This is a genomic window from Pseudomonas sp. C2.3V (assembly GCF_058536325.1).
Map to the genome: position 1 here is coordinate 1,921,080 of NZ_JBZUBN010000001.1, position 18,933 is coordinate 1,940,012.

20 protein-coding genes are annotated in these 18,933 nt (G+C 55.1%); 10 read left to right on the plus strand and 10 right to left on the minus strand.

All coding sequences use genetic code 11. The features are described from left to right. Positions 1-14: 14 nt before the first annotated feature. On the minus strand, positions 15-1,088 hold the full coding sequence (gene lptG / locus AC4LF3_RS08995; RefSeq protein ID WP_491835128.1) for an LPS export ABC transporter permease LptG: 1,074 nt from the start codon (positions 1,086-1,088) through the stop codon (positions 15-17). After that, positions 1,085-2,158, minus strand: a complete 1,074-nt coding sequence (gene lptF / locus AC4LF3_RS09000) for an LPS export ABC transporter permease LptF (RefSeq protein ID WP_239380726.1) — start codon at positions 2,156-2,158, stop codon at positions 1,085-1,087. The genes lptG and lptF overlap by 4 nt, the downstream gene beginning before the upstream one ends. A gap of 148 nt (positions 2,159-2,306) precedes the next feature. On the opposite strand from lptF, the gene AC4LF3_RS09005 reads away from it, so the two are divergent. Then, the gene (locus tag AC4LF3_RS09005; protein ID WP_010798129.1) at positions 2,307-3,089 is read left to right on the plus strand and encodes a phosphocholine cytidylyltransferase family protein; all 783 of its coding nucleotides are present in this window, start codon (positions 2,307-2,309) and stop codon (positions 3,087-3,089) included. Here AC4LF3_RS09005 and AC4LF3_RS09010 read toward each other — a convergent pair. Both AC4LF3_RS09010 and AC4LF3_RS09015 read right to left on the minus strand, forming a co-directional pair. Next, positions 3,080-3,910 carry a nucleotidyltransferase family protein gene (locus AC4LF3_RS09010; RefSeq protein WP_434136114.1) on the minus strand — a complete coding sequence of 277 codons (831 nt, stop codon included), beginning with the start codon at positions 3,908-3,910 and terminating at the stop codon, positions 3,080-3,082. The two genes, AC4LF3_RS09005 and AC4LF3_RS09010, sit on opposite strands and share 10 nt — an antisense overlap. Continuing rightward, positions 3,894-5,048 carry an N-acetyltransferase gene (locus AC4LF3_RS09015; RefSeq protein ID WP_434136115.1) on the minus strand — a complete coding sequence of 385 codons (1,155 nt, stop codon included), beginning with the start codon at positions 5,046-5,048 and terminating at the stop codon, positions 3,894-3,896. The genes AC4LF3_RS09010 and AC4LF3_RS09015 overlap by 17 nt, the downstream gene beginning before the upstream one ends. Before the next feature lie 226 nt (positions 5,049-5,274). Here AC4LF3_RS09015 and AC4LF3_RS09020 point away from each other — a divergent pair, with 226 nt between their 5' ends. The 6 genes from AC4LF3_RS09020 (at position 5,275) to AC4LF3_RS09045 (ending at position 11,805) form a co-directional block, all read left to right on the plus strand. Beyond that, complete coding sequence (locus AC4LF3_RS09020) at positions 5,275-5,724, plus strand: HIT family protein (protein WP_037030207.1); 450 nt, start codon at positions 5,275-5,277, stop codon at positions 5,722-5,724. 42 nt (positions 5,725-5,766) lie between these two features. Beyond that, a complete protein-coding gene (locus AC4LF3_RS09025) occupies positions 5,767-7,515 on the plus strand; it encodes a fatty acyl-AMP ligase (protein ID WP_491835129.1) in 1,749 nt (582 codons plus the stop codon). 4 nt (positions 7,516-7,519) lie between these two features. Then, positions 7,520-8,434, plus strand: coding sequence for an NAD-dependent epimerase/dehydratase family protein (locus AC4LF3_RS09030; RefSeq protein ID WP_491835130.1), 915 nt, complete (start codon positions 7,520-7,522; stop codon positions 8,432-8,434). 37 nt (positions 8,435-8,471) lie between these two features. Then, the gene (locus AC4LF3_RS09035; protein WP_491835131.1) at positions 8,472-8,735 is read left to right on the plus strand and encodes an acyl carrier protein; all 264 of its coding nucleotides are present in this window, start codon (positions 8,472-8,474) and stop codon (positions 8,733-8,735) included. After that, positions 8,719-9,921: a serine palmitoyltransferase gene (gene spt / locus AC4LF3_RS09040; RefSeq protein WP_181123571.1), complete on the plus strand. Its 1,203-nt coding sequence runs from the start codon at positions 8,719-8,721 to the stop codon at positions 9,919-9,921. The genes AC4LF3_RS09035 and spt overlap by 17 nt, the downstream gene beginning before the upstream one ends. Positions 9,922-10,089: 168 nt before the next feature. Then, positions 10,090-11,805, plus strand: a complete 1,716-nt coding sequence (locus AC4LF3_RS09045) for an ABC transporter ATP-binding protein (protein WP_491835132.1) — start codon at positions 10,090-10,092, stop codon at positions 11,803-11,805. Positions 11,806-11,842: 37 nt separating this feature from the next. Here the strand turns inward: AC4LF3_RS09045 and AC4LF3_RS09050 are convergent, their stop codons facing one another. Beyond that, positions 11,843-12,394 carry a GNAT family N-acetyltransferase gene (locus AC4LF3_RS09050; RefSeq protein ID WP_491835133.1) on the minus strand — a complete coding sequence of 184 codons (552 nt, stop codon included), beginning with the start codon at positions 12,392-12,394 and terminating at the stop codon, positions 11,843-11,845. A 68-nt stretch (positions 12,395-12,462) separates the two neighbouring features. Next, a complete protein-coding gene (locus AC4LF3_RS09055) occupies positions 12,463-13,248 on the minus strand; it encodes an exodeoxyribonuclease III (RefSeq protein ID WP_475255682.1) in 786 nt (261 codons plus the stop codon). Positions 13,249-13,458: 210 nt separating this feature from the next. Between AC4LF3_RS09055 and AC4LF3_RS09060 the strand changes: the two genes are divergently transcribed. After that, on the plus strand, positions 13,459-14,154 hold the full coding sequence (locus AC4LF3_RS09060) for a TerC family protein (RefSeq protein WP_286788625.1): 696 nt from the start codon (positions 13,459-13,461) through the stop codon (positions 14,152-14,154). A gap of 400 nt (positions 14,155-14,554) precedes the next feature. Here AC4LF3_RS09060 and AC4LF3_RS09065 read toward each other — a convergent pair whose 3' ends face one another. From AC4LF3_RS09065 to AC4LF3_RS09075, 3 genes are all read right to left on the minus strand, one after another. Beyond that, a complete protein-coding gene (locus tag AC4LF3_RS09065) occupies positions 14,555-14,875 on the minus strand; it encodes an Arc family DNA-binding protein (RefSeq protein ID WP_010798142.1) in 321 nt (106 codons plus the stop codon). Positions 14,876-15,055: 180 nt separating this feature from the next. After that, positions 15,056-15,637: an acyl-homoserine-lactone synthase gene (locus tag AC4LF3_RS09070; protein WP_122042672.1), complete on the minus strand. Its 582-nt coding sequence runs from the start codon at positions 15,635-15,637 to the stop codon at positions 15,056-15,058. Between the two features lie 80 nt (positions 15,638-15,717). Next, positions 15,718-16,134 carry a DUF4902 domain-containing protein gene (locus tag AC4LF3_RS09075; RefSeq protein ID WP_083397884.1) on the minus strand — a complete coding sequence of 139 codons (417 nt, stop codon included), beginning with the start codon at positions 16,132-16,134 and terminating at the stop codon, positions 15,718-15,720. A gap of 120 nt (positions 16,135-16,254) precedes the next feature. Here AC4LF3_RS09075 and AC4LF3_RS09080 point away from each other — a divergent pair, with 120 nt between their 5' ends. Continuing rightward, complete coding sequence (locus AC4LF3_RS09080; RefSeq protein WP_010798145.1) at positions 16,255-16,968, plus strand: LuxR family transcriptional regulator; 714 nt, start codon at positions 16,255-16,257, stop codon at positions 16,966-16,968. Between the two features lie 66 nt (positions 16,969-17,034). On the opposite strand, the gene AC4LF3_RS09085 is transcribed toward AC4LF3_RS09080, so the two are convergent. Beyond that, a complete protein-coding gene (locus tag AC4LF3_RS09085) occupies positions 17,035-17,700 on the minus strand; it encodes a nucleoside/nucleotide kinase family protein (protein ID WP_491835134.1) in 666 nt (221 codons plus the stop codon). 230 nt (positions 17,701-17,930) lie between these two features. Here AC4LF3_RS09085 and AC4LF3_RS09090 point away from each other — a divergent pair, with 230 nt between their 5' ends. Beyond that, positions 17,931-18,905 (plus strand): Gfo/Idh/MocA family protein, encoded by a 975-nt coding sequence (locus AC4LF3_RS09090; RefSeq protein ID WP_491835135.1) that lies wholly within the window; start codon positions 17,931-17,933, stop codon positions 18,903-18,905. Positions 18,906-18,933: the final 28 nt, after the last annotated feature.

An 18,933-nucleotide genomic window follows, 5' to 3' on the forward strand; every position in this document is an offset into this window, starting at 1 on the left:
CCTTTCGTGCCGCCTTATCGTTTTCTGTCGAGCCGAAAAATCAGGCTCATCGAGAATACCAGCATTAACAGCGCCGGAACGGTTCCCACCAGAACAGGAACAAGTCCGAACAGAATGCCCAGGTTTACAATAATCTGATTGGTCAGATAAACCAGCAGCCCCGTCACTGCGCCAAGGGCCAGCTTGCTGCCCAGCCCGGTGGAGCGTACCTGGCTAAATGAAAAAGGCACTGCCAGCAGTATCATGGCCAGGGTCAGCAAAGGTGTTCCAAGCTTTTCCCATAAGGCCACTTCATACTGGGCCGATGGTTGCTCGGTACCCTTCAGGAATTCGATGTAGTGGTAGAGCTGCCGGGAGGAAAGACTGTCCGCCGGAAGCGCAACCTCCTGCAGGCGCGTTTCAGGCAGCACTGATTGCCAAGTCATCTGATCCATGTGCTCGACCGTCTCGTCACCATCGACCCAGCGCTTCACCGTCACTTCATGCAGCTGCCATATCCCCTTGGGCTGAATGTCGGCATAGTTGGCAAACAGATATTCCTTGAGTACCTGGTCGCCGTCAAAGCTGAACACTTCGATATGGGTAGGAATCCGTCCCAGGCGCAGCCCGCCTACACGAACGAACTGCTGGTCCTTACGCCCCCAAATGCTGCCATCCTTGCCATTCCCTTCGACTGAGGCAATGGCATGTGCACGTAGCTGAATAGCGCTTTGCTGAAGAGGCGAGGCAGCAAACTCATCGACTGCCGCCAGTGCTACCGCAAGCAGCGCGCCGGCTAACACGGTACTCAGTCCGATATGAGCAGCAGAGATGCCAGCAGCACGCAGCGTGTTGAGCTCTTGCGTCAGAGCCAGCTGCCCCAGTGCAGCGATACCGCCCAGCAAGGCAATGAAGGGGCCGAGTTCTACCATGCGTCGAGGCAGCGTCATGGCGACTACCTCAATGGCCTGGACAAGCCGGTAATCTCCGCCAATGTCATCAAGCTCCCCGACAAGGTCCAGGGTGCTGAACAGTGGCAGTAACAATGCGGCAGCGGCTATGAAACCCATAAAGAGGGACTGCAGCAGGTACTTGTCGATGATCTTCATGCCGTGCGGATCCGCTTCTTGCCTACGTCCCGCCGGATGGCGACAAGCAGCGCCAGCATCATGAGAATAGGGATCAGCCACATGCCGGGAAAGAGGGGCAGCGAGCCATTGCCAACCATGCTCCGGCAAATGTCGCTGGCATAGAAAACCAGAGCAAATGCTGCCGTGACCGGTAGCATTCTCGCAAAACGGCCCTTGCGGGGAGCGGTATAGCTAAGTGGTATGGCAAAAAGTGCCAGTAGTAGGGTGGTGATGCCTCGGGTCTGGCGCCATTGCAGCTCTGCCTGATCAGATAAGGCTGACGAAGCTGCCAGTGCACTGCTGGGTGCGGCCTTGCGGCGATACTCGGCTGTTTGTGCGACCGGCGCCAGGTGCAGGGTCATATCCTTGAAAAGCATGGTCTGGTCCCGGCTGCCCTGGCGCTCCAGCGAGTAGGCAGTACCCTGTTCCAAGGACAGAACAGGGTCTTCCGGATTAGGGTCTGTAATCAATGCTTGGCGGGCCCTGAACAGGTGGGCTCTTTCTGCGCCGCTGTCGTAGATCAGCACATCCTTTAACGCGCCTGAGTCAGGCTCGATGTGTTTTGCCAGGATCATCCGACCATTGTCTTCATTGACGTTGAAGCGTTCGGCCTGCAAATGATTGACGTCCAGATCCGTTTTGGACTGCTGTTCGAGTCGATAAGCGTTGTCATATGCCCAGGGTCGGCCATAGAGGGAAAGACAGGCAACGGCGATCGCAACGGGCAGCGCAATCAACAGGATGGCTTTATACAGGCGCAGCGGGCTGACACCTGATGCAGCAATAGCCGTCATTTCCGTATCGTGGTACAAACGTCCCAGGCTCAGGACGACCGCGACATAAAGCGCCACAGGGACAAGCACTTCGAGCGCAATAAGTACCTTGTAATAGACGATATCCAGAACGACACTCAGTGCCAACGTGCCATTCGCAGCTTCAGCCAGATAGCGTTCCGAGGAGTAGCTGGCAAAAATGAAGGTAAGAATGCCCACCATGGCCAGTAAAGGACGGCATACCTCGGAGATAACATAACGCTCAATTAGACGCATGAACTCTGGAGCCTTCTGTGGTTCCAAAACACCTGCCGGTTACTATACCGTTTATTCATACGTAACTGGCTGAATAACCATCCTTAAATGTTTGGCCGGGGTTTGGCTGCTTCGAGGTGGTTAAGTTCCTTCCTGTTAGGAGACGGCATTGAATCATCTTGAACGGAATGAGCCCCGTCGGGCGATCATTTTAAGTGCGGGGCAAGGACGTCGGCTTCTTCCTTATACTGAAAACAAGCCCAAGTGCCTTATCGAGCTTGAGGGGCGTACGGTTATCGAATGGCAGATCGATGGCCTAATGGCTGCAGGAATAGAAGACATTACGGTTGTCGTAGGCTATGAGGCGGGTCAGGTAGAGCGTGTATTGAGTGACCGTTATGGTGCAGGCGTCATCCACACGCTGTTCAATCCCTTTTATGAGGTTGCGGATAACCTGGCCAGTTGCTGGATGGCGCGTGAAGCCATGCGTGATGATTTTCTGCTACTCAATGGCGATACGCTGTTTGATCTACCGGTACTCAAGCGTCTTTTGGGTGCGTCGCCGCGGCCTATCACACTGGCCATCGACCGCAAGCCCTCCTATGACAGCGATGATATGAAGGTCTGTCTCGAAGGCGATCAGCTGATGCGTGTGGGCAAGACGTTGCCGTTGCCAACGGTCAATGGCGAATCAATCGGCATGATGTACTTCCAGCCGGAGGGGGGCGTTCTGTTTCGCAAGGCGCTTGAAGACAACATGCGCAAGCCTGAAGCCCTGCAACGCTGGTATCTGAGCATTATCGATGAAATCGCTCAGCAGACCGGCCAGGTTTACGTACAGTCCATCGAAGGACTGAGCTGGGGCGAGCTGGATTTCCCCCAGGATCTCGAAGCTGCCAAGCACAAGGTGCATACCTGGCAGATGGCGACATCAGCAGCGGCTCAATACTGAGCCGCTTCACGCCTGACTCTTTCCGCCAGGATCGTCTCTACCAGTTGACGGTCCGCTGGCGTATCCACATCAACTGCGGCCTCGGCAAAGGGTAGCACCACCGCGCCAATTCGCATGTTCAGTTTGCGTGACAACCGCTCCAGTACCTGCTCCAAGGTCAACTTCCCCGCCAGGTAGCGAAGCACTGCCGTCCAGCCCAAAGCACCCGTGATGACTCGCCATGGTCGCTTGCGCTCCTGCTCGATCCGTCTCCAGAAGGGAGCCAGCTGATGACCGCGCTCCGTCATAAACGCAAACAGGTTGCAGCCACAGAAAGGGCCGTCCTTGAGCTTGATCGCCGTACGGCGATTTCCGGGAAAGCGCGCCTTGACTGTTTCCAGGCGAGCAACGCCCACCACAAAATCACATCCGCTGCGCCGGGCCTCGGTCAGGAAGTAATCGACCATGTCCGGCGTCAACAGTGCATGGTCGGCAGTCGTCAATAACACCGGTTGCGTTGGATCTTCCGCCTCAAGGCCGAGCGCGGCGCTGGCGCTGGGAGAGTTAGCATGGCTCAGCCAGTTGATTTCACCGGCTTGCAGCCATGCTTCTACCTGAGGTTCCTGGCGCAACAGGGCGCGGGTAGGGCCTATGAGCGTAATGCGCTCCACCAGAGGGCTTGAGCGCAGGGTGCTAGTCACACGGCGAACCATCGGAATGCCGCCTACGGTTGCCAATGCCTTGCAGTCCACACCGGCCGCCATTGCCACTGCGTCCCCGTCATGTCGGTCAGCGGCCAGAACCAGTGCCGAAAAGGGTTTGGATTCAGAGCTGCTTTTCATAGACGCGGTATCGCTTGTACTGGTGGGTGCCAATCTGCTCGAGAATAGTGCGCATGCCGGTATTGCTTTCCAGAATCCAGGACATCTCCAAGGCTTCAAGGCCGTGCCTGACGAAGGGTGGTTTGAGCGCTTCGATCAGGAGCAGCGCCAGCGTAGGACCGAGGCGGCTGAATTGATGTTCCTGACGTACCCCCATCAACGGTACGCGCGCTGTGGTTGGCTTGCGAATCTTGAGTCGCCACAGCAGACGCAGCCAGCCAAAGGGCAGGAGTTTGCCGTTAAGTGGCCTGATCACCTCATTCAGGTTGGGCAGGGCAATGATGAATGCGCTGGGCTTGCCATCTACTTCAGCAATGTACAGCAGGTCATCGGGCACCAGCAGCTTGAGGTTGTTACCCATCTCCCGAAACTCGGCTTCGGTAAAGGGAACGAAGCCCCAGTTGTTAGCCCAGGCATCGTTGAAGATATCGCGCAGTGTCTGCATTTCTTCGGCGAAACGGCTACGGTCCAGCGTTCGGATGCGAACCCGCCCACGGTAGCGATCCATCATACGGCGCATGGTCGGCGTGAAGTTGAGCTCGTCCGTACGCATCCAGTACGCCAGAAGATCGGCAGCGGGCCGGTAGCCATTATTCTCCAACTGCTGGCTGTAGTAAGGGTGGCCATGGCTCATCATAAACATTGGCGGTGTATCGAAGCCTTCGACAAGAAGCCCGCTCTCTTCATTGATGGTCAGGCTGAAGGGGCCTGTAATACGACGAGCGCCTTGCTCGAGCAGCCAGGCTTCAGCCGTGTCGATCAGTGCCTGAAAGACGGTTGGATCATCAATGGCTTCGAGCATGCCGAAGTGGCCGGTATCCTGGCCATGACGCTCACGATGCAGCGTGTCCACCTGCGCCGTGATACGTCCTACCGGCTCGTGACCTGACCAGGCAATCCAGGCCCGCCATTTCAAGTGTTCGAATACCGGGTTTTTTCGGGAAAGGTGCTCGTGGCGCTCGAAATGCAAAGGTTCGACCCAGTTCGGGTCGCTCTTGTAGAGGCGGCCCGGGAAACCGATAAAGGTCGCCATATCCGTCTTGCTGACAACCGGTCTGACCTCGATTGTTCCTTTGATCCCGGAAGTAAGTTGGTCCACATGAAGGCCTTTGGCTTGGTTAGCTGAACAATGCTTCGCGTTGCACTAGAAACATGCTTCCTTACATACACACATTACTTCTTCCCACGGCACGATTATGCGCTTATGGTTTACGGATGTTTCAAAAAATAACAAGCATTAGTGATTCGAATAGGCTTTCAAAGCAGCGCATAAACATTTAACTTCCGTAGCCGAACCTAATCATACGATGATCAATGGGGTCTGGATGGAATCGACTGATGCGTTGAACGCCACCATGAAGAAGTTTGGCGCTCCTGATACTGTGATTCGTGATTACCGATATTGGGCGGTGCTGTTGCGACCCCAGCAGGTAACGTTGGGCTCTCTGGTATTGATTGCCAAGGAGCAGGTGACGGCCTTTGCCGAGTTGAGTCCGGCAGCATTTGCAGAGCTCAAAGCTGTTACTGTCGACATTGAAAGCACTTTAAAAACTATCTTCAACTACGACAAACTGAACTATCTAATGTTGATGATGGTCGATCCAGACGTCCATTTTCATGTAATACCTCGTTACAAGAGTCCCCGTACTTGGGCTGACCGGGAGTTCAGTGATAGTGCCTGGCCAGGACCCCCTCAGCTGAATTCATCGATTGAGTTTCAGGAGGTCGACAACATTAATTTACGTGATGAACTGATGCGCTGCTGGCCTTGCTGATCGGCCCGCTGCATGCGATGTGCTGAAAGCAGGACCAAAGGGATGGCCGAACTGTACATGTCTGCAACACTAACTCAACACGGTTTACCTCAGCGCCTGGCTGATTTTTCGACGTTGTCGGAAGCGCTTGATTATGCGGCTGAAGGTGAAACAGGGCTGAACTTCTATGATGGCCGTTGCCGCCTGACGGCTGTTGTACAGTACGGTGCCCTTAGAAGAGAGGCTCTCAAGGTCGCTAAACGGCTTCATGGTTTGGGCCTTGAGCGGGGAGATCGGGTTGCCCTGATCGCCGACACCGATCTGTCCTTCATGGAGGTTTTCTACGGCTGTCAGTACGGCGGCTTTGTGCCCGTTCCGCTGCCGATTCCCTCGGGGCTAGGCAGTCACGATATCTACGTCAAGAAACTCAAGGGACTCCTCAAGAGTTGCGAAGCCTCTGTCGTATTCGCACCGGCCGAGTTGGTCAAGTTTGCCGAGGAGGCCGCTGAGCAGCCGATGCGATTCATCGGTACGGCCAAGGAGCTCTCCTTGCGCCCGCTTATAGCAGTCGAGCTGGCGCCTTCCCGTGCCGATGAGGTCGCGTACCTGCAGTACACCTCTGGCAGTACCCGTTTCCCGCGTGGTGTCGTTGTAACGCAGCGGGCTGTGATGGCGAATCTGCAAGGCATTACGCGAGATGGCCTGGGCGTTCAGCCGGGTGATCGCTGCGTCTCGTGGTTACCGTTCTATCATGACATGGGGTTGGTCGGATTTGTCCTTGGCCCGATGGCGTCCCAACTGTCCGTTGACTATCTGCGGACTCAGGACTTTGCCATGCGTCCCAGGCAGTGGCTGAGTCTGATCAGCCAGAACCGCGGTACGATTTCGTTTGCACCTCCTTTTGGTTACGACATTTGCACGCGCCGTGTTCGCGAAAGCGATATGGAGCGTTTTGACCTGTCCAGCTGGCGCATCGCAGGTATTGGCGCCGAGCCTATCAGGGCAGAGGTGTTGAACCGTTTCGCCATGCAGTTCGAACGGACGGGCTTTGATCGCAAGGCGTTTTTGCCCTGTTATGGACTGGCGGAAAGCACCCTGGGCGTCAGCTTCGCGCGTCGTGATACCGGTATCCAGACGGACCGTATCAATCGCTGGGAGCTTGAGCACCATTCCCAGGCCATTCCTTTCGACGGGCCGGACAGCAACGCCAGCAGCTTTGTCAATTGTGGTGCGGCCCTGCCCGCACATACGCTTGAAATCCGTGATGACAACGGACATGCCTTGCCTGAGCGTGCAATCGGTCGTATTACCCTGAAAGGGCCGAGCCTGATGTCGGGTTATTTCTGCGACGAAGAGTCTACCCAGGCAGTCATGAGCCCTGAAGGTGATTGGCTGGATACGGGAGATCTGGGCTATCTCTCCAAGGGTGAGCTCTATATTACCGGTCGCCGCAAGGACTTGATCATTGTGCGCGGACGTAATATCTGGCCTCAAGACATTGAGTACTTGGCCGAATGCCAGCCGGATATTCGCCCCGGCGACGTCATTGCCTTTCTTATTCCAGGCGAAGAGGAGCCTCAGGTCGTCGTCCAGGTTCAGTGCCGTATCATGGATCTGGAACAGCGTGAGCATTTTGCTCAATCGCTGACCAAGCTCATCAACAGCGAGTTTGGCCTTACCTGCCGGGTGGAGCTGGTGCCGCCTCATTCATTACCGCGTACGTCATCCGGCAAGCCCTCGCGAGCCGAGGCACGCAAGCGGTTTATCCAGCAGATCGAGGCTGATTGCGGCCTCTCTCTTGCTGCTGGATAAGCCTTTGACCGCTCAGGTTGTCGCCCTCACGGGGGCGACAGGCTTTATCGGAACCATCTTGCGCAAGCGTCTGGTTGAAGCGAATCTCACGGTACGCGCTCTAAACCGACGCGAAGACGGCCCCCGCGACGGTGTCACCTGGATCAAGGGTTCGCTTGAGGAGCCTGATTCACTTGAGCATCTGGTAGACGGGGCGGACATTGTTATCCACCTTGCCGGTGCCGTTAGAGGCAGCACGCCCGATCAGTTCAACCGGATCAACGTCGGCGGTAGCGTCCATCTGATGGAGGCTGTACGGCGGATTGGTGCAGGCCGGCGGTTTCTTTTGATGTCTTCTTTAGCGGCTCGGCATCCAGAGTTGTCCTGGTATGCAGCCTCCAAACGTGAGGCAGAGCAGGCTATCCAGCAACGGGCCGGCGACCTTCCGGTTACGGTATTCAGACCTACCGCAGTTTATGGGCCGGGCGACAAGGAGATGCGGCCACTATTCCAGTGGTTGCTGCGTGGCTGGCTATTGACGCTGGGTGAGCAATCCGCACGCTTGTCATTCATTCATGTGGAAGATCTCGTCCGCGCTGTGGTGGCCTGGGTCGGTGCCTCGCAGGTACACTCGGCTACCTATGAACTCAGTGATGGTCATCCTGACGGCTATGACTGGCAGAGCATTGCCGAGATTGCTAAAAGAGTTCGCCAAGGGCCGGTGCGTAAGGTTACTGTGCCTGCCGCAGTGCTTGAGGGAATGGCACAGGTCAATCTGTCCCTTTCCCGCCTGACACGACGTGCACCCATGCTGACACCCGCCAAGGTAGGTGAGTTGAGACATCCTGACTGGTCATGCAGTAATGCAGCCGTTGAGCAGGCACTGGGATGGCATCCAAATATCCTGCTGGAGAAGGCTTTGCAAGAGCGTAGTTTCTGAAAGGCCTAGGGCATTCATTCCGTTTAGGGGCTTAGTCATGACATCCCAAGAAAAAATACTCGAAAAGATCTTTGCTTACCTCAATCGCCTTGCGCCTCCTGGTACGCCTATTCATCCCGACATCGATCTGATTCAGGAGCTTGGCCTGGACTCCATCAAGGTCATGGATCTTCTGATGGAAATGGAAGACGAGTTCAATATCTCCATCCCGCTCAATGTCCTGACCGACGTCCGAACCCCCGCGCAACTGGCACATGCTGTCATCGCCTTGCTGGAGCCTGCAGATGGCACTGTTCGATAAGTTTAACAAGCTGGCACAGGAACGTACCGCTCTGATCCAGGCGGAGCCCAGTCCCTTTGGTACGCGCATCGACGAAATATATACGCCTACTGAAGGACGTATCGGGCAGTGGCGTGTAGTGCTTGCGGGAACCAACAATTACCTGGGGTTGACCTTCGATGCTGAATGCATCAAGGCTGCCCAGCAGGCGTTGGAACATGAAGGCACTGGTACGACCGGCTCGCGCATGGCTAATGGCAGCTACGGCAGCCACATGGCACTTGAAGAGGAATTAGGTGATTTCTTTCAACGCCGCTCGGTCATTGTATTCTCGACAGGCTATCTGGCCAACCTGGGCATTATCGGCACCCTGGCGGGGCCGGACGACATCGTCCTGCTGGATGCCGATTGCCATGCCAGTATCTATGATGCCTGCCGCATGGGTGGGGCACAGGTCATTCGCTTCCGGCATAACGATGCCGCCGACCTGGAAAAGCGCATGCTTCGCCTGGGCGAAAAGGCCCGTGATGCGATCATCATTGTAGAAGGCATCTACAGCATGATGGGTGATCAGGCGCCACTCAAGGAGATCGTCGAGATCAAGCGTCGTCTGGGTGGATATCTGCTGGTTGATGAAGCGCATTCCGTTGGGGTGCTGGGTGCCAACGGCCGCGGTCTGGCCGAGGAGCTGGGCGTCGAGGACGAAGTAGATGTCATCCTGGGTACGTTCAGCAAGAGTCTGGGTGCGATTGGCGGCTTTGCAGCAAGCCAGCACGCTGAGTTTGATCTGCTTCGTTATGCAAGTCGCCCTTATATCTTTACAGCGTCACCTTCGCCTTCAGTGATTGCTTCCGTGCGTACGGCGTTACGTAGCCTGCGTACCCGTCCCGAGCTTAGAACGCAGCTTTGGGACAATGCACGACAGCTGCACAAGGGATTGTCGGCGTTAGGCTATCGGGTAAGTTCAAGACCGAGTCCTGTCATTCCGGTCATGCTGGGTTCGCCCAAGGAGGGCGTTGCCTTCTGGGAAGCGCTGATCGAGCAGGGCGTTTATGTGAATCTGGTGCTGCCTCCTGCCAGCCCCAACGGGGATGCGCTGGTTCGCTGCAGTGTCAGCGCCGCTCATACGCCAGAACAGATCGACCAGATCATTGCTGCCTTTGCAACGCTACGTGATGTGTTTTCGACCGCGGCGCAAGTCGGCTGACGTGTCTGCCTTACGCCGCTTTCACAGGGGTAAGGCAGATCGAGAGTTTATGAACCAAGCTATAGGCTCACAGGGATACGGAGCTGGATTACCCCTTTGTAGTCTGGCGATAGGTTGAGCCGTGCGCTCCCTATCCAGTTAACCGAGCCCATCGCTAACGGATATACCATGCGGATTCTTTTTGCTTACGGCCGGGCTTACCCGGTGCGTACGTTTCTGATGTTGATAAGCCTGCTGCTGGCAGGTATCGCGGAAGGGGTCGGCTTGACGACCTTACTGCCGCTACTCTCCATTGCCCTGGGTGATCAGGCGCATTCTGACTTGGCCAATAAGGTCATTCATGTCCTTGGGCTGGTGGGTCTTGAGCCTACGCTGGTAACGATGCTGGTCGTGATCGTTGTGGGGCTGACGCTGAGCAGTACATTGGTGCTCTTGGGTAACCGTCAGGTCGGTTATGCCGTAGCCCATGTGGCTACTGACCTTCGAATCGATCTGATTCGTGCGTTGCTGGGGAGTCGCTGGGAATATTACCTGCGTCAGCCTGCCGGTGCGCTGGCCAATGCTGTAGCGACCGAAGCCTATCGTGCCTCGACAGGGTATGAGCATGCGGCCAACATGTTGGCGCTGGTCATCCAGGCGGTTGTGTATGCCGTCATTGCGTTCATCGTTTCGTGGAAGGCAACGCTGGTTTCGCTCATCCTTGGAGGTTTTCTCCTGATGGCCCTGCAGCGTCTGGTAAAGACGTCCCGGCGCGCCGGCAAGAGTCAGACCAGTCTCATGCGCGAGCTGCTGGCTCATCTGACCGATACGCTGGGGTCGGTCAAGCCGCTCAAAGCCATGGCGCGTTATGACATTGCCGATTCGCTGCTTCGCCATCAGGCAGCCGAGCTCAACAAGGCGATGGAACGTGAGGTCATGAGCCGTGAAGCGTTGCGTGCGCTTCAGGAGCCCATGCTTGCCATCCTGGCAGCCGCTGGGCTGTATGCGGCGCTGGTGGTCTGGAAGCTGCCTCTGTCGTCTGTCATGGTGCTCATCTTTCTGGTGGTGCGGGTACTGGGTCTGCTTCACAAGGCACAGCAGCGCTATCATCGGATGGCCGCACAGGAGAGCGCCTATTGGGCGTTACAGGATTCCATCAACGCGGCGCTGGCGGATGCTGAGCCCAATGGCGGCACCCGCACACCGTCTCTGAAAAGCGCTATCGTGTTCGAGCAGGTGTCCTTTCATTACGGAAGCAAACCGATCCTGAGCGAGGTGGACCTTACTATTCCGGTCGGAACATTCACCAGCCTTATAGGGCCGTCTGGCTCGGGAAAGACCACTATTCTGGATCTGATATGTGCGCTGCTGGCTGCGCAGTCTGGGCGCGTCCTGATCGACAGTGTTCCGATTGAGGAGCTCGACAAGCGCCAATGGCGTCGCCTGATTGGCTATGTGCCGCAGGAAACCTTACTGTTGCATGACACCGTTCTGGCTAACGTTACGCTGGGTGATCCCGAGCTTACGGCTGCTGATGCCGAGCGGGCGCTGAAGCAAGCCGGAGCATGGGAGTTCGTGGAAAAACTCACCGGCGGTATGAATGCTGTCGTAGGGGAGCGGGGCGGACGTCTTTCGGGTGGGCAGCGTCAGCGTATCGTTATTGCCCGTGCCCTGGCGCATAACCCTCGTTTGTTGATTCTGGATGAGGCCACCAGTGCGCTAGATCCTGAGTCCGAAGCCGCGATCAGCCATACCCTGAAAGCGCTAACCCCTGGTATTACCATAATTGCCGTATCGCACCGGCCTGCACTGATTGATGTGGCCGATCAGGTGTATCGCCTGTTCGAAGGGCGGCTGACGCAGATCAAAAGCAATGAGCTCGACGAGGTGGCGCATGACCTCTAACACGGATGCCGTCCGGTCTGCCTCGTAGGGCATCCGTTCAGACGCTGGCTGCCTCACCTTGTGGGCTACGGGTGAGTCGATAGAACATCATCATTTCGTCTTCCGTTTTCAGACCTAGCGAAGCGGTTTTGGAAAACAGATACTCGAAGCCGCTCTTGACCAGAACCCTGCCTGAGGCAGGGTTGCGCGCAAGGTGATTGCCGCGCACCTCGATCAGGTCCAGCGTTTGAAAGCCAAAGTCTGTAATAGCCTTGCAGGCTTCGGAGCCGTATCCCTGATTCCAGTAATCCACGCCGACCCAATAGGCAACGATAGCGCGTCGGTCACGGATATGATTCAGCGAAATGACGCCAATCAGCTGCTCTGTCTGTTTCAATCGAATGCCAAAGGCAGCCAGCTCGCCAGCTTCCCAGCGAGCGATGTGAGTAGCGATCCATGATTCGGCCAATCCATCGGGATACGGATGGGGAATGTGCGCCGTTACATCGGCAATCAAGGGCGAATTGGCCAGCAACTGAATGCGTGGTGCATCACTTGGCAGGAGCGGGCTTAATAGCAAACGGTCCGATAGGAGGGTAGGCTGAGTCACGGTCTGTTTTGCGGCGATGGACAGATCTCGAATGTAGCATGGTATCCATGACCGGATCGTGTCTTCGACTATGGAGCCTTGAGCGTAATCCAGGTAGGAGCGTGATCACTGGCATGGGGCTGGTCACGTACCCAGCGGTCTACACCGGCATCCAGCAGGCGTGGCGCGAGTGATGCACTGAGCAGGAGATGATCGATACGCATGCCCGAGTTTTTCTGCCAATGCTGGCGGAAATAGTCCCAGAATGTATAGATGCGCTCGTTAGGGTGGCAGGTGCGCAGGGCATCGGTCCAGCCTTGTTCCAGAAGCTGCTCGAAGCAGGCTCGGCTTTCCGGTTGCAATAACGCATCTTTCTGCCAGGAGCGCGTGCTATAGATATCCTCATCTGTAGGAATGACATTGTAGTCGCCTGCAAGAACGACCGGATGACCACTTGCCTGCAGCTGGGCAGCATGAGCATTCAGCTTTTCAAACCAATCCAGCTTGTAGTCAAATTTAGGACCTGGTTGTGGGTTGCCATTGGGAAGATACAGGCAACCCACGACGACTCCATGAGCGACCGCTTCCAGATAACGGCTCTGGGGGTCGTTCTCATTACCCGGGAGGCCGCGTCGACTTTCCTGGGGCGTTTCGCCCTTTGCCAGGATAGCCACTCCATTCCAGGACTTCTGGCCCTGCCATAACGCACCGTAACCGGCATTCTGGATCTCATCGACAGGAAAACTGGCATCAGCCATTTTCAATTCCTGCAAACACACAATGTCAGGGGATTCATGGTGTAGCCATTCGAGCAGATGAGCACGTCGTGCCTGCAGGCCATTCACATTGAATGTGGCGATTTTCAGCGGTTCCACAAGAGCTCCTTGTAGCGGTAATGTCATCCACAATGCGTTGTAGGGATAGACGTATGACCTCGGCAGCAGGCGTTCTTTCCGGTCGTCTGCACTTCTTCATGAAACCTTTGGATACATTGAGGCTCCACAAGGGGTATAAATCCTCACCGGCAGACTTTGCGTGTTCTGGCTCGGCACGTTGCGGCTGTCTCTGTTTCAAGGGAGATAGTGTTGACTGATTTGATGAATAATCCTGATCTTTGGCTTGCTGTTGGACAGATCATCCTGATCGATATCCTCTTGGGTGGCGACAATGCCGTGGTAATTGCATTGGCTTGTAGAAAACTGCCCGAGGCGCAGCGAAATAAAGCCATTCTGGGCGGTGCGCTCGGTGCCATCCTGCTCAGGATCGTATTGATCTTTTTCGCTCTTGAATTGCTGACGTTGCCTTATCTCAAGCTAGTTGGTGCGCTGCTGCTCGCCTGGATCGGTGTAAAACTAATGCTGCCCGAGGGTGAGGACGAACATGCTGATTTGAAGGCAAGCCCGAAACTGCTGGGCGCTATCTGGACCATTATCGTGGCAGATGCGCTTATGAGCCTGGATAACGTTGTGGCGGTGGCAGGGGCGTCCCATGGCCAGCTCGAACTGGTCATTTTTGGAATCGTGGTCAGCATCCCGATCATTATTTGGGGGAGCAAGCTGGTGTTGCGCCTGATGGAGCGTTTTCCAATCATCATCAAATTGGGCGCGGCGCTGTTGGGCTGGATTGCGGGTGGAATGGCGGTGGCCGATACCAGCCTGCCTGCCTTGCCTTCATGGGCGCATTACGCAGCGGGTGTAACAGGCGCGCTCATCGTTGTCGCGATAGGTACGTTGCTGGGGCGCTATCAGCAACATCGTGCGCTACGGTCAGGTGGTGCTTAAGGTGAGGTTAGCCTGGCGCCTGATAAAGCCCAGGCACCAGAAGTATTCACGAGAACGTGATAAGGCCGGGGATATCAGGGAGCGATAACCAGAGAAATGCAAGACCCGTGGTAAGAATCAAGAGAAAGTAAAAGACGCGCATGGCGAAAGCCTCTGAACATACAGGCACGCAAGGGCGAAGAAGCAAGCAAACATTGCAGCCTGTTAAAGATGACAAGAAGAGAGCAAAGGCAGAATCCAATTATAGATAATGCGGCGCTGTTGTCATCTGCGGTTCGCTTGTTTTTAGAGGGGATGAACGAGGGACGGGGGTACTGGGGGTGTAGGGGTAAGCCTTGGGCTGTACCTGAAAAGATCCGGACCCGCCCTTATGGCGGAAGGCAGGCCCGGATAAGAGTGCCTATTCGCGTGCTGCTGTCGCTGCGTTATCGGCGATCAATGAAATCAAGGCGTTCTGCTGACGTCCTGACAAGCCCCTGAAGCGCTGCAGCAGTTCGCGTTCATGGGCGCTCAGCTCAGGGCTATCCAGCCGCATTCTGGCGCTACCGTCCATTTCACCATTCTGGATCAAGCTCTGCTCAAGGCGAGCGATAATTTCGGAGTTCATGCTCCGGTGATGGTGACGGGCTACATCCGCAATATGATCGCGCATTCCTTCAGGAAGACGGACGACAAATTTGTCTGCTGTACGGCTGGAATAAGATCTGATTGCCTGAGTCATGAGTTTAAGTCATCTAAATGATTGGGAAGCGTATATTCAAGGTCAAGCTGGCTTTCAGGTGTTGAAAGGCAGGGATCACCTGATGTGTTTTTAAAGCCAAACTAGGGCCTTTTTATCAACGTCCTTTTATTGATTGGTCTATCCATCTTTTTATTAAGCACGCATGGCAATCAGGTCGTTTTATTGAAGACCTAATGCATTTCTTGTCTGGTTGTCGATTTCTATCCAGAAAGCGACGACCGGTTTGTTATCAATAAGATGTGGTTTGGAAATACGGTGAATATTCAGGCCAGCACGTTTGAGCAGTCTTTCGTTGCCCACGCCGGAAAAAGCGATCAAGCGGCGCGCTCCCCGAGCACTTGCAGCATCAACTACTTTTGACATCAAGGCGATATTGTTTTGCCATGATTGCGCAGCGGTTAATACTTTATTTTTGGGGGTGCTCAAGGCAAAGCGAGACAGTTCCCAAATATCGGAAGAATGCGGTAAGGCCGCGCCTTCCATTAATTCGGGGAAGACTTCACCCAGCAGATACGGTTTATGGGTGGGCAGTAAGCGGGCGCAGCCACAGACTTCGTTGTTGCTGTCATGTGCCACTACATAAAGGGTGTCTTCACGGTCGAACTCATCTTGTTCATTACCTTCCTGACACTCGAGAGGCCAACCCATCTTTTCAACAAAAATGTTGTATCGATATACCGAAAGGGCCTGTGCCATGGCCGGTTTTAAATCTTTAACCGTCCCTGTTACCATATTAAGCATATCGCATCTCCGTAAGTGTCTTTACTCCATTACAAGAGAGCGACGTTTTTTTGGACAGCTGCCCATCTGGACAGGTCTGCTTATAAGGTGACTGGAATTCCGGACTGCCAGTTTTGTCGAGAGAGCCAGGATATTAGTAGTTCTTCTGTAGCCCGTGGTCCCAGATCGTAACCGGTTGCACATCGCAGCATCAGATTGGTGCTGATTCCACCGGGAGCAAGGTAGGGGCTTCCAATTGAACTTTGTCTGAACCAGGTCCAGCCAATGCTGATAGAGGGTGAATGGGTCGTGCTGGCCCATTCGCAAAATCCGGCAGAAGCGGCGTCTATTCCAAGGCTGTGCAGCTCTTCGACGAGATCCATGTCCATCCAGGCCATGTATTGGTAAAAGGTGACGTCGCTGAACTCCTTGTAAGACATGCGGATGAAATGATCTGGTGCTAATAAAGACATGGCAGCGCCCTTGGGATGCGACGAAAGAATACCTAAATCGACCAAGATTCATCACCTTACAAGTTGTTTCGCAATAATTAAGTCATCACCAATAGATGATGGTACGGAGCCTGTTAGAAACAAACCACTGCCCATTTGGGCATCTTTTACAAAGGTTGAAGTAATGTGAAAGACTGGCGTGAGGATTATCTCTCTTTATGCTCCGGGGCTAAATCCGAACATCAATTGTTCAGTGAGCTTGGAAAGATCATTTCAGGTCTGGGGTTTCAATTCTGTTCTTATGGCCTTCAGGCGCCACTTCCTGTTTCTAGCCCAAAAATAGAACTTCTTACAACATTTCCTGATGCCTGGAAAAGTAAGTATGTAGCTAATAATTATTACTGCATCGACCCAACCGTACGGCACGGTATCCGGGAACAGTCCCCTCTGATCTGGTCAGCGGAGCAGCCAGCGGTGGAGCATGATTTCTGGGAAGAGGCGATGCAGCATGACATTCGTCATGGCTGGTGCCTGTCGTCGCGAGGGCAGTTTGGGACGATGGGGCTGTTGTCGCTGGTTCGTTCTTCGGAAAAACTTACCGTTACAGAACTCGACGAAAAAGAAGCCAAGCTTATATGGCTGACTACGCTTGTTCATTCTTCAATGGTGCGTTTTCTGGCTCCGAAAACCATGCCTGAATGTACGAGTGAACTAACTTGCCGTGAGCGGGAAGTTCTCAAATGGACAGCCGTAGGCAAGACGTATATCGAAGTTGGACTGATTCTTAATATCGACGAGCGTACCGTTAAGTTTCACTTGGTAAATGCCATGCGGAAACTTCATGCATCCAATAAGGCGGAGGCGGCGGTCAAAGCGTCTTTGTTGGGGATGTTATTCTAGTGACTACTGCCTCAAGGGCCTGTCTGAAACGCATCAGCCAGGTCCTTGATTCATTACGCAGCTCACTTACCGGGCCGGTCCATCAGACCAGGGAATCTGAAGATGGGCTCGATCCTTGTACTGGTCGATACGCAGAGCGTTGGGCTCATCGGTCTGCTCAACCCAGGCCTGAGCAGCTTCGCGGCTTCGCCCAAAATGCATATGGCGCTCGATCAGCCGGGTACGGCGCTCATCAGGGTCGACAGCAACGTACCAGCACTCGTCGAACAGTTCGGCCACGGGTTGCCAGGGGCCTTCATCAAGTAGCAGATAGTTTCCCTCACTGATGATCAGCGATACTTCGGATGAGACTGGAATCGATCCGGCAATGGCTTCCTCAATGTCACGATGAAACGAGGGCGCGTAGACCGTTTCGTCTGCCTGCTGGTGCCTGAGACGCTCCAGCAGGGCCCGGTATCCATACACATCGAACGTATCCGGTGCCCCTTTGCGCTCCGCGCGGCCAAGGCGAGCCAACTCCCGATTGGCCAGATGAAAGCCGTCCATGGGTACGACCAATGCTCGCGTGCCCAGCTCAGCCGCCAGCAGATCCGCCACGGTCGACTTGCCAGCACCCGGTGGGCCAGCGATTCCCAGCAGGCGACGACCACCTTGCTGCAAAAGGGCTTCGGCCCGCTCGATAATGGGTTTAGGTAGGGAGAGGCCCGTTACCGGGCGTTGGCTGCTGGTCATCGTGGCTCGCTTCTTGTTGCGGATGGATTGTCTATGCCGAACGGGCTGTATGCCTGGGCAGATGGTTTGTCACCGCGCCGTTACCAACTAACAGTTCGCAGCATAGGATGCAGTGACTACTATTCCGACACACCTGTTTTGTACGGTAGTCCTGAGTCTGCGTGGTCGTATCGCACGAAGACAAGGGAAAAGGTGCCGAACCTATTGATTCCTTGAACGGGAGAGAATTCATGGATGTTGTGCGCTGGGGAATGATTGGCTGTGGGGATGTGACGGAGCGGAAAAGCGGGCCAGCCTTTTACAAGGCGCCTGGCTCTGCGCTGGTAGCGGTGATGGGCCGCTGTGCCGAGGCAGTCACCGATTATGCGGCGCGTCATGGCATTGCGCGGGTATACACCGATGCGCAAGCCTTGATCGATGATCCAGACGTGGACGCTGTTTATATCGCAACGCCTCCCGACAGCCATCATGCCTATAGCATGCAGGTGGCCGCTGCAGGCAAACATTGCTGTGTCGAAAAGCCGATGGCGCTCAGCAGTACGCAGAGCGAGAAGATGCAGCAGGCATTCGACAAGGCGGGTCGCCATCTTTTCGTATCGTATTACCGTCGATCACTGCCCCGGTTTCAGCGGGTACGCGAATGGTTGACGCAGGGCCATATTGGCGAAGTCAGGCAGCTGACCTGGAGCCTGATAAAGCCGCCTTCGCAAAAAGATCTGGAGCAGCAGGCCAACTGGCGAACCGACCCGGCTGTCGCAGGGGGTGGATACTTTGCCGATCTGGCCAGTCATGGCCTTGACCTGTTCCAGTACCTGTTGGGCGATATCGTGGCCGTAAGCGGTTTCACTGCAAGACAGGCAGGGCTCTATGCGGCGGAAGATGCAGTAGTTGCAAGCTGGCGTTTCTCATCCGGCGCGCTCGGCATGGGGGGCTGGAATTTTGTGGCTGACCGCCATGAAGATCGAGTCGAAATCATTGGCAGTCGGGGGCGTATTCTCTTTTCAGTATTTGGTGATGAGCCGGTCCGGCTGGACGCTGAAGAAACCGTTAGCGAGTACATCCAGCACCCTGAGCATATCCAGTGGTATCACGTGCTGGGTATGAATGCGCATATTCGAGGTGAGCGTGACTACGCTGCGCTAGCGCGGGAAGCCGTCAAGACGGACCGGGTAATGGACCAGATTCTGGGGCGCGCCAAGACATAGATAAGCTTGTTGAAATACCTGCGCCAGA

What these genes read in the sequence shown, in the direction of transcription:
- lptF (WP_239380726.1), bottom strand. Translation starts at nt 2,158, where the DNA reads ATGCGTCTAATTGAGCGTTATGTTATCTCCGAGGTATGCCGTCCTTTA.
- AC4LF3_RS09010 (WP_434136114.1), bottom strand. Translation starts at nt 3,910, where the DNA reads ATGAAAAGCAGCTCTGAATCCAAACCCTTTTCGGCACTGGTTCTGGCC.
- AC4LF3_RS09025 (WP_491835129.1), top strand. Translation starts at nt 5,767, where the DNA reads ATGGCCGAACTGTACATGTCTGCAACACTAACTCAACACGGTTTACCT.
- AC4LF3_RS09070 (WP_122042672.1), bottom strand. Translation starts at nt 15,637, where the DNA reads ATGCTTAATATGGTAACAGGGACGGTTAAAGATTTAAAACCGGCCATG.
- AC4LF3_RS09035 (WP_491835131.1), top strand. Translation starts at nt 8,472, where the DNA reads ATGACATCCCAAGAAAAAATACTCGAAAAGATCTTTGCTTACCTCAAT.
- AC4LF3_RS09045 (WP_491835132.1), top strand. Translation starts at nt 10,090, where the DNA reads ATGCGGATTCTTTTTGCTTACGGCCGGGCTTACCCGGTGCGTACGTTT.
- AC4LF3_RS09020 (WP_037030207.1), top strand. Translation starts at nt 5,275, where the DNA reads ATGGAATCGACTGATGCGTTGAACGCCACCATGAAGAAGTTTGGCGCT.
- spt (WP_181123571.1), top strand. Translation starts at nt 8,719, where the DNA reads ATGGCACTGTTCGATAAGTTTAACAAGCTGGCACAGGAACGTACCGCT.
- AC4LF3_RS09065 (WP_010798142.1), bottom strand. Translation starts at nt 14,875, where the DNA reads ATGACTCAGGCAATCAGATCTTATTCCAGCCGTACAGCAGACAAATTT.
- AC4LF3_RS09085 (WP_491835134.1), bottom strand. Translation starts at nt 17,700, where the DNA reads ATGACCAGCAGCCAACGCCCGGTAACGGGCCTCTCCCTACCTAAACCC.
- AC4LF3_RS09090 (WP_491835135.1), top strand. Translation starts at nt 17,931, where the DNA reads ATGGATGTTGTGCGCTGGGGAATGATTGGCTGTGGGGATGTGACGGAG.
- lptG (WP_491835128.1), bottom strand. Translation starts at nt 1,088, where the DNA reads ATGAAGATCATCGACAAGTACCTGCTGCAGTCCCTCTTTATGGGTTTC.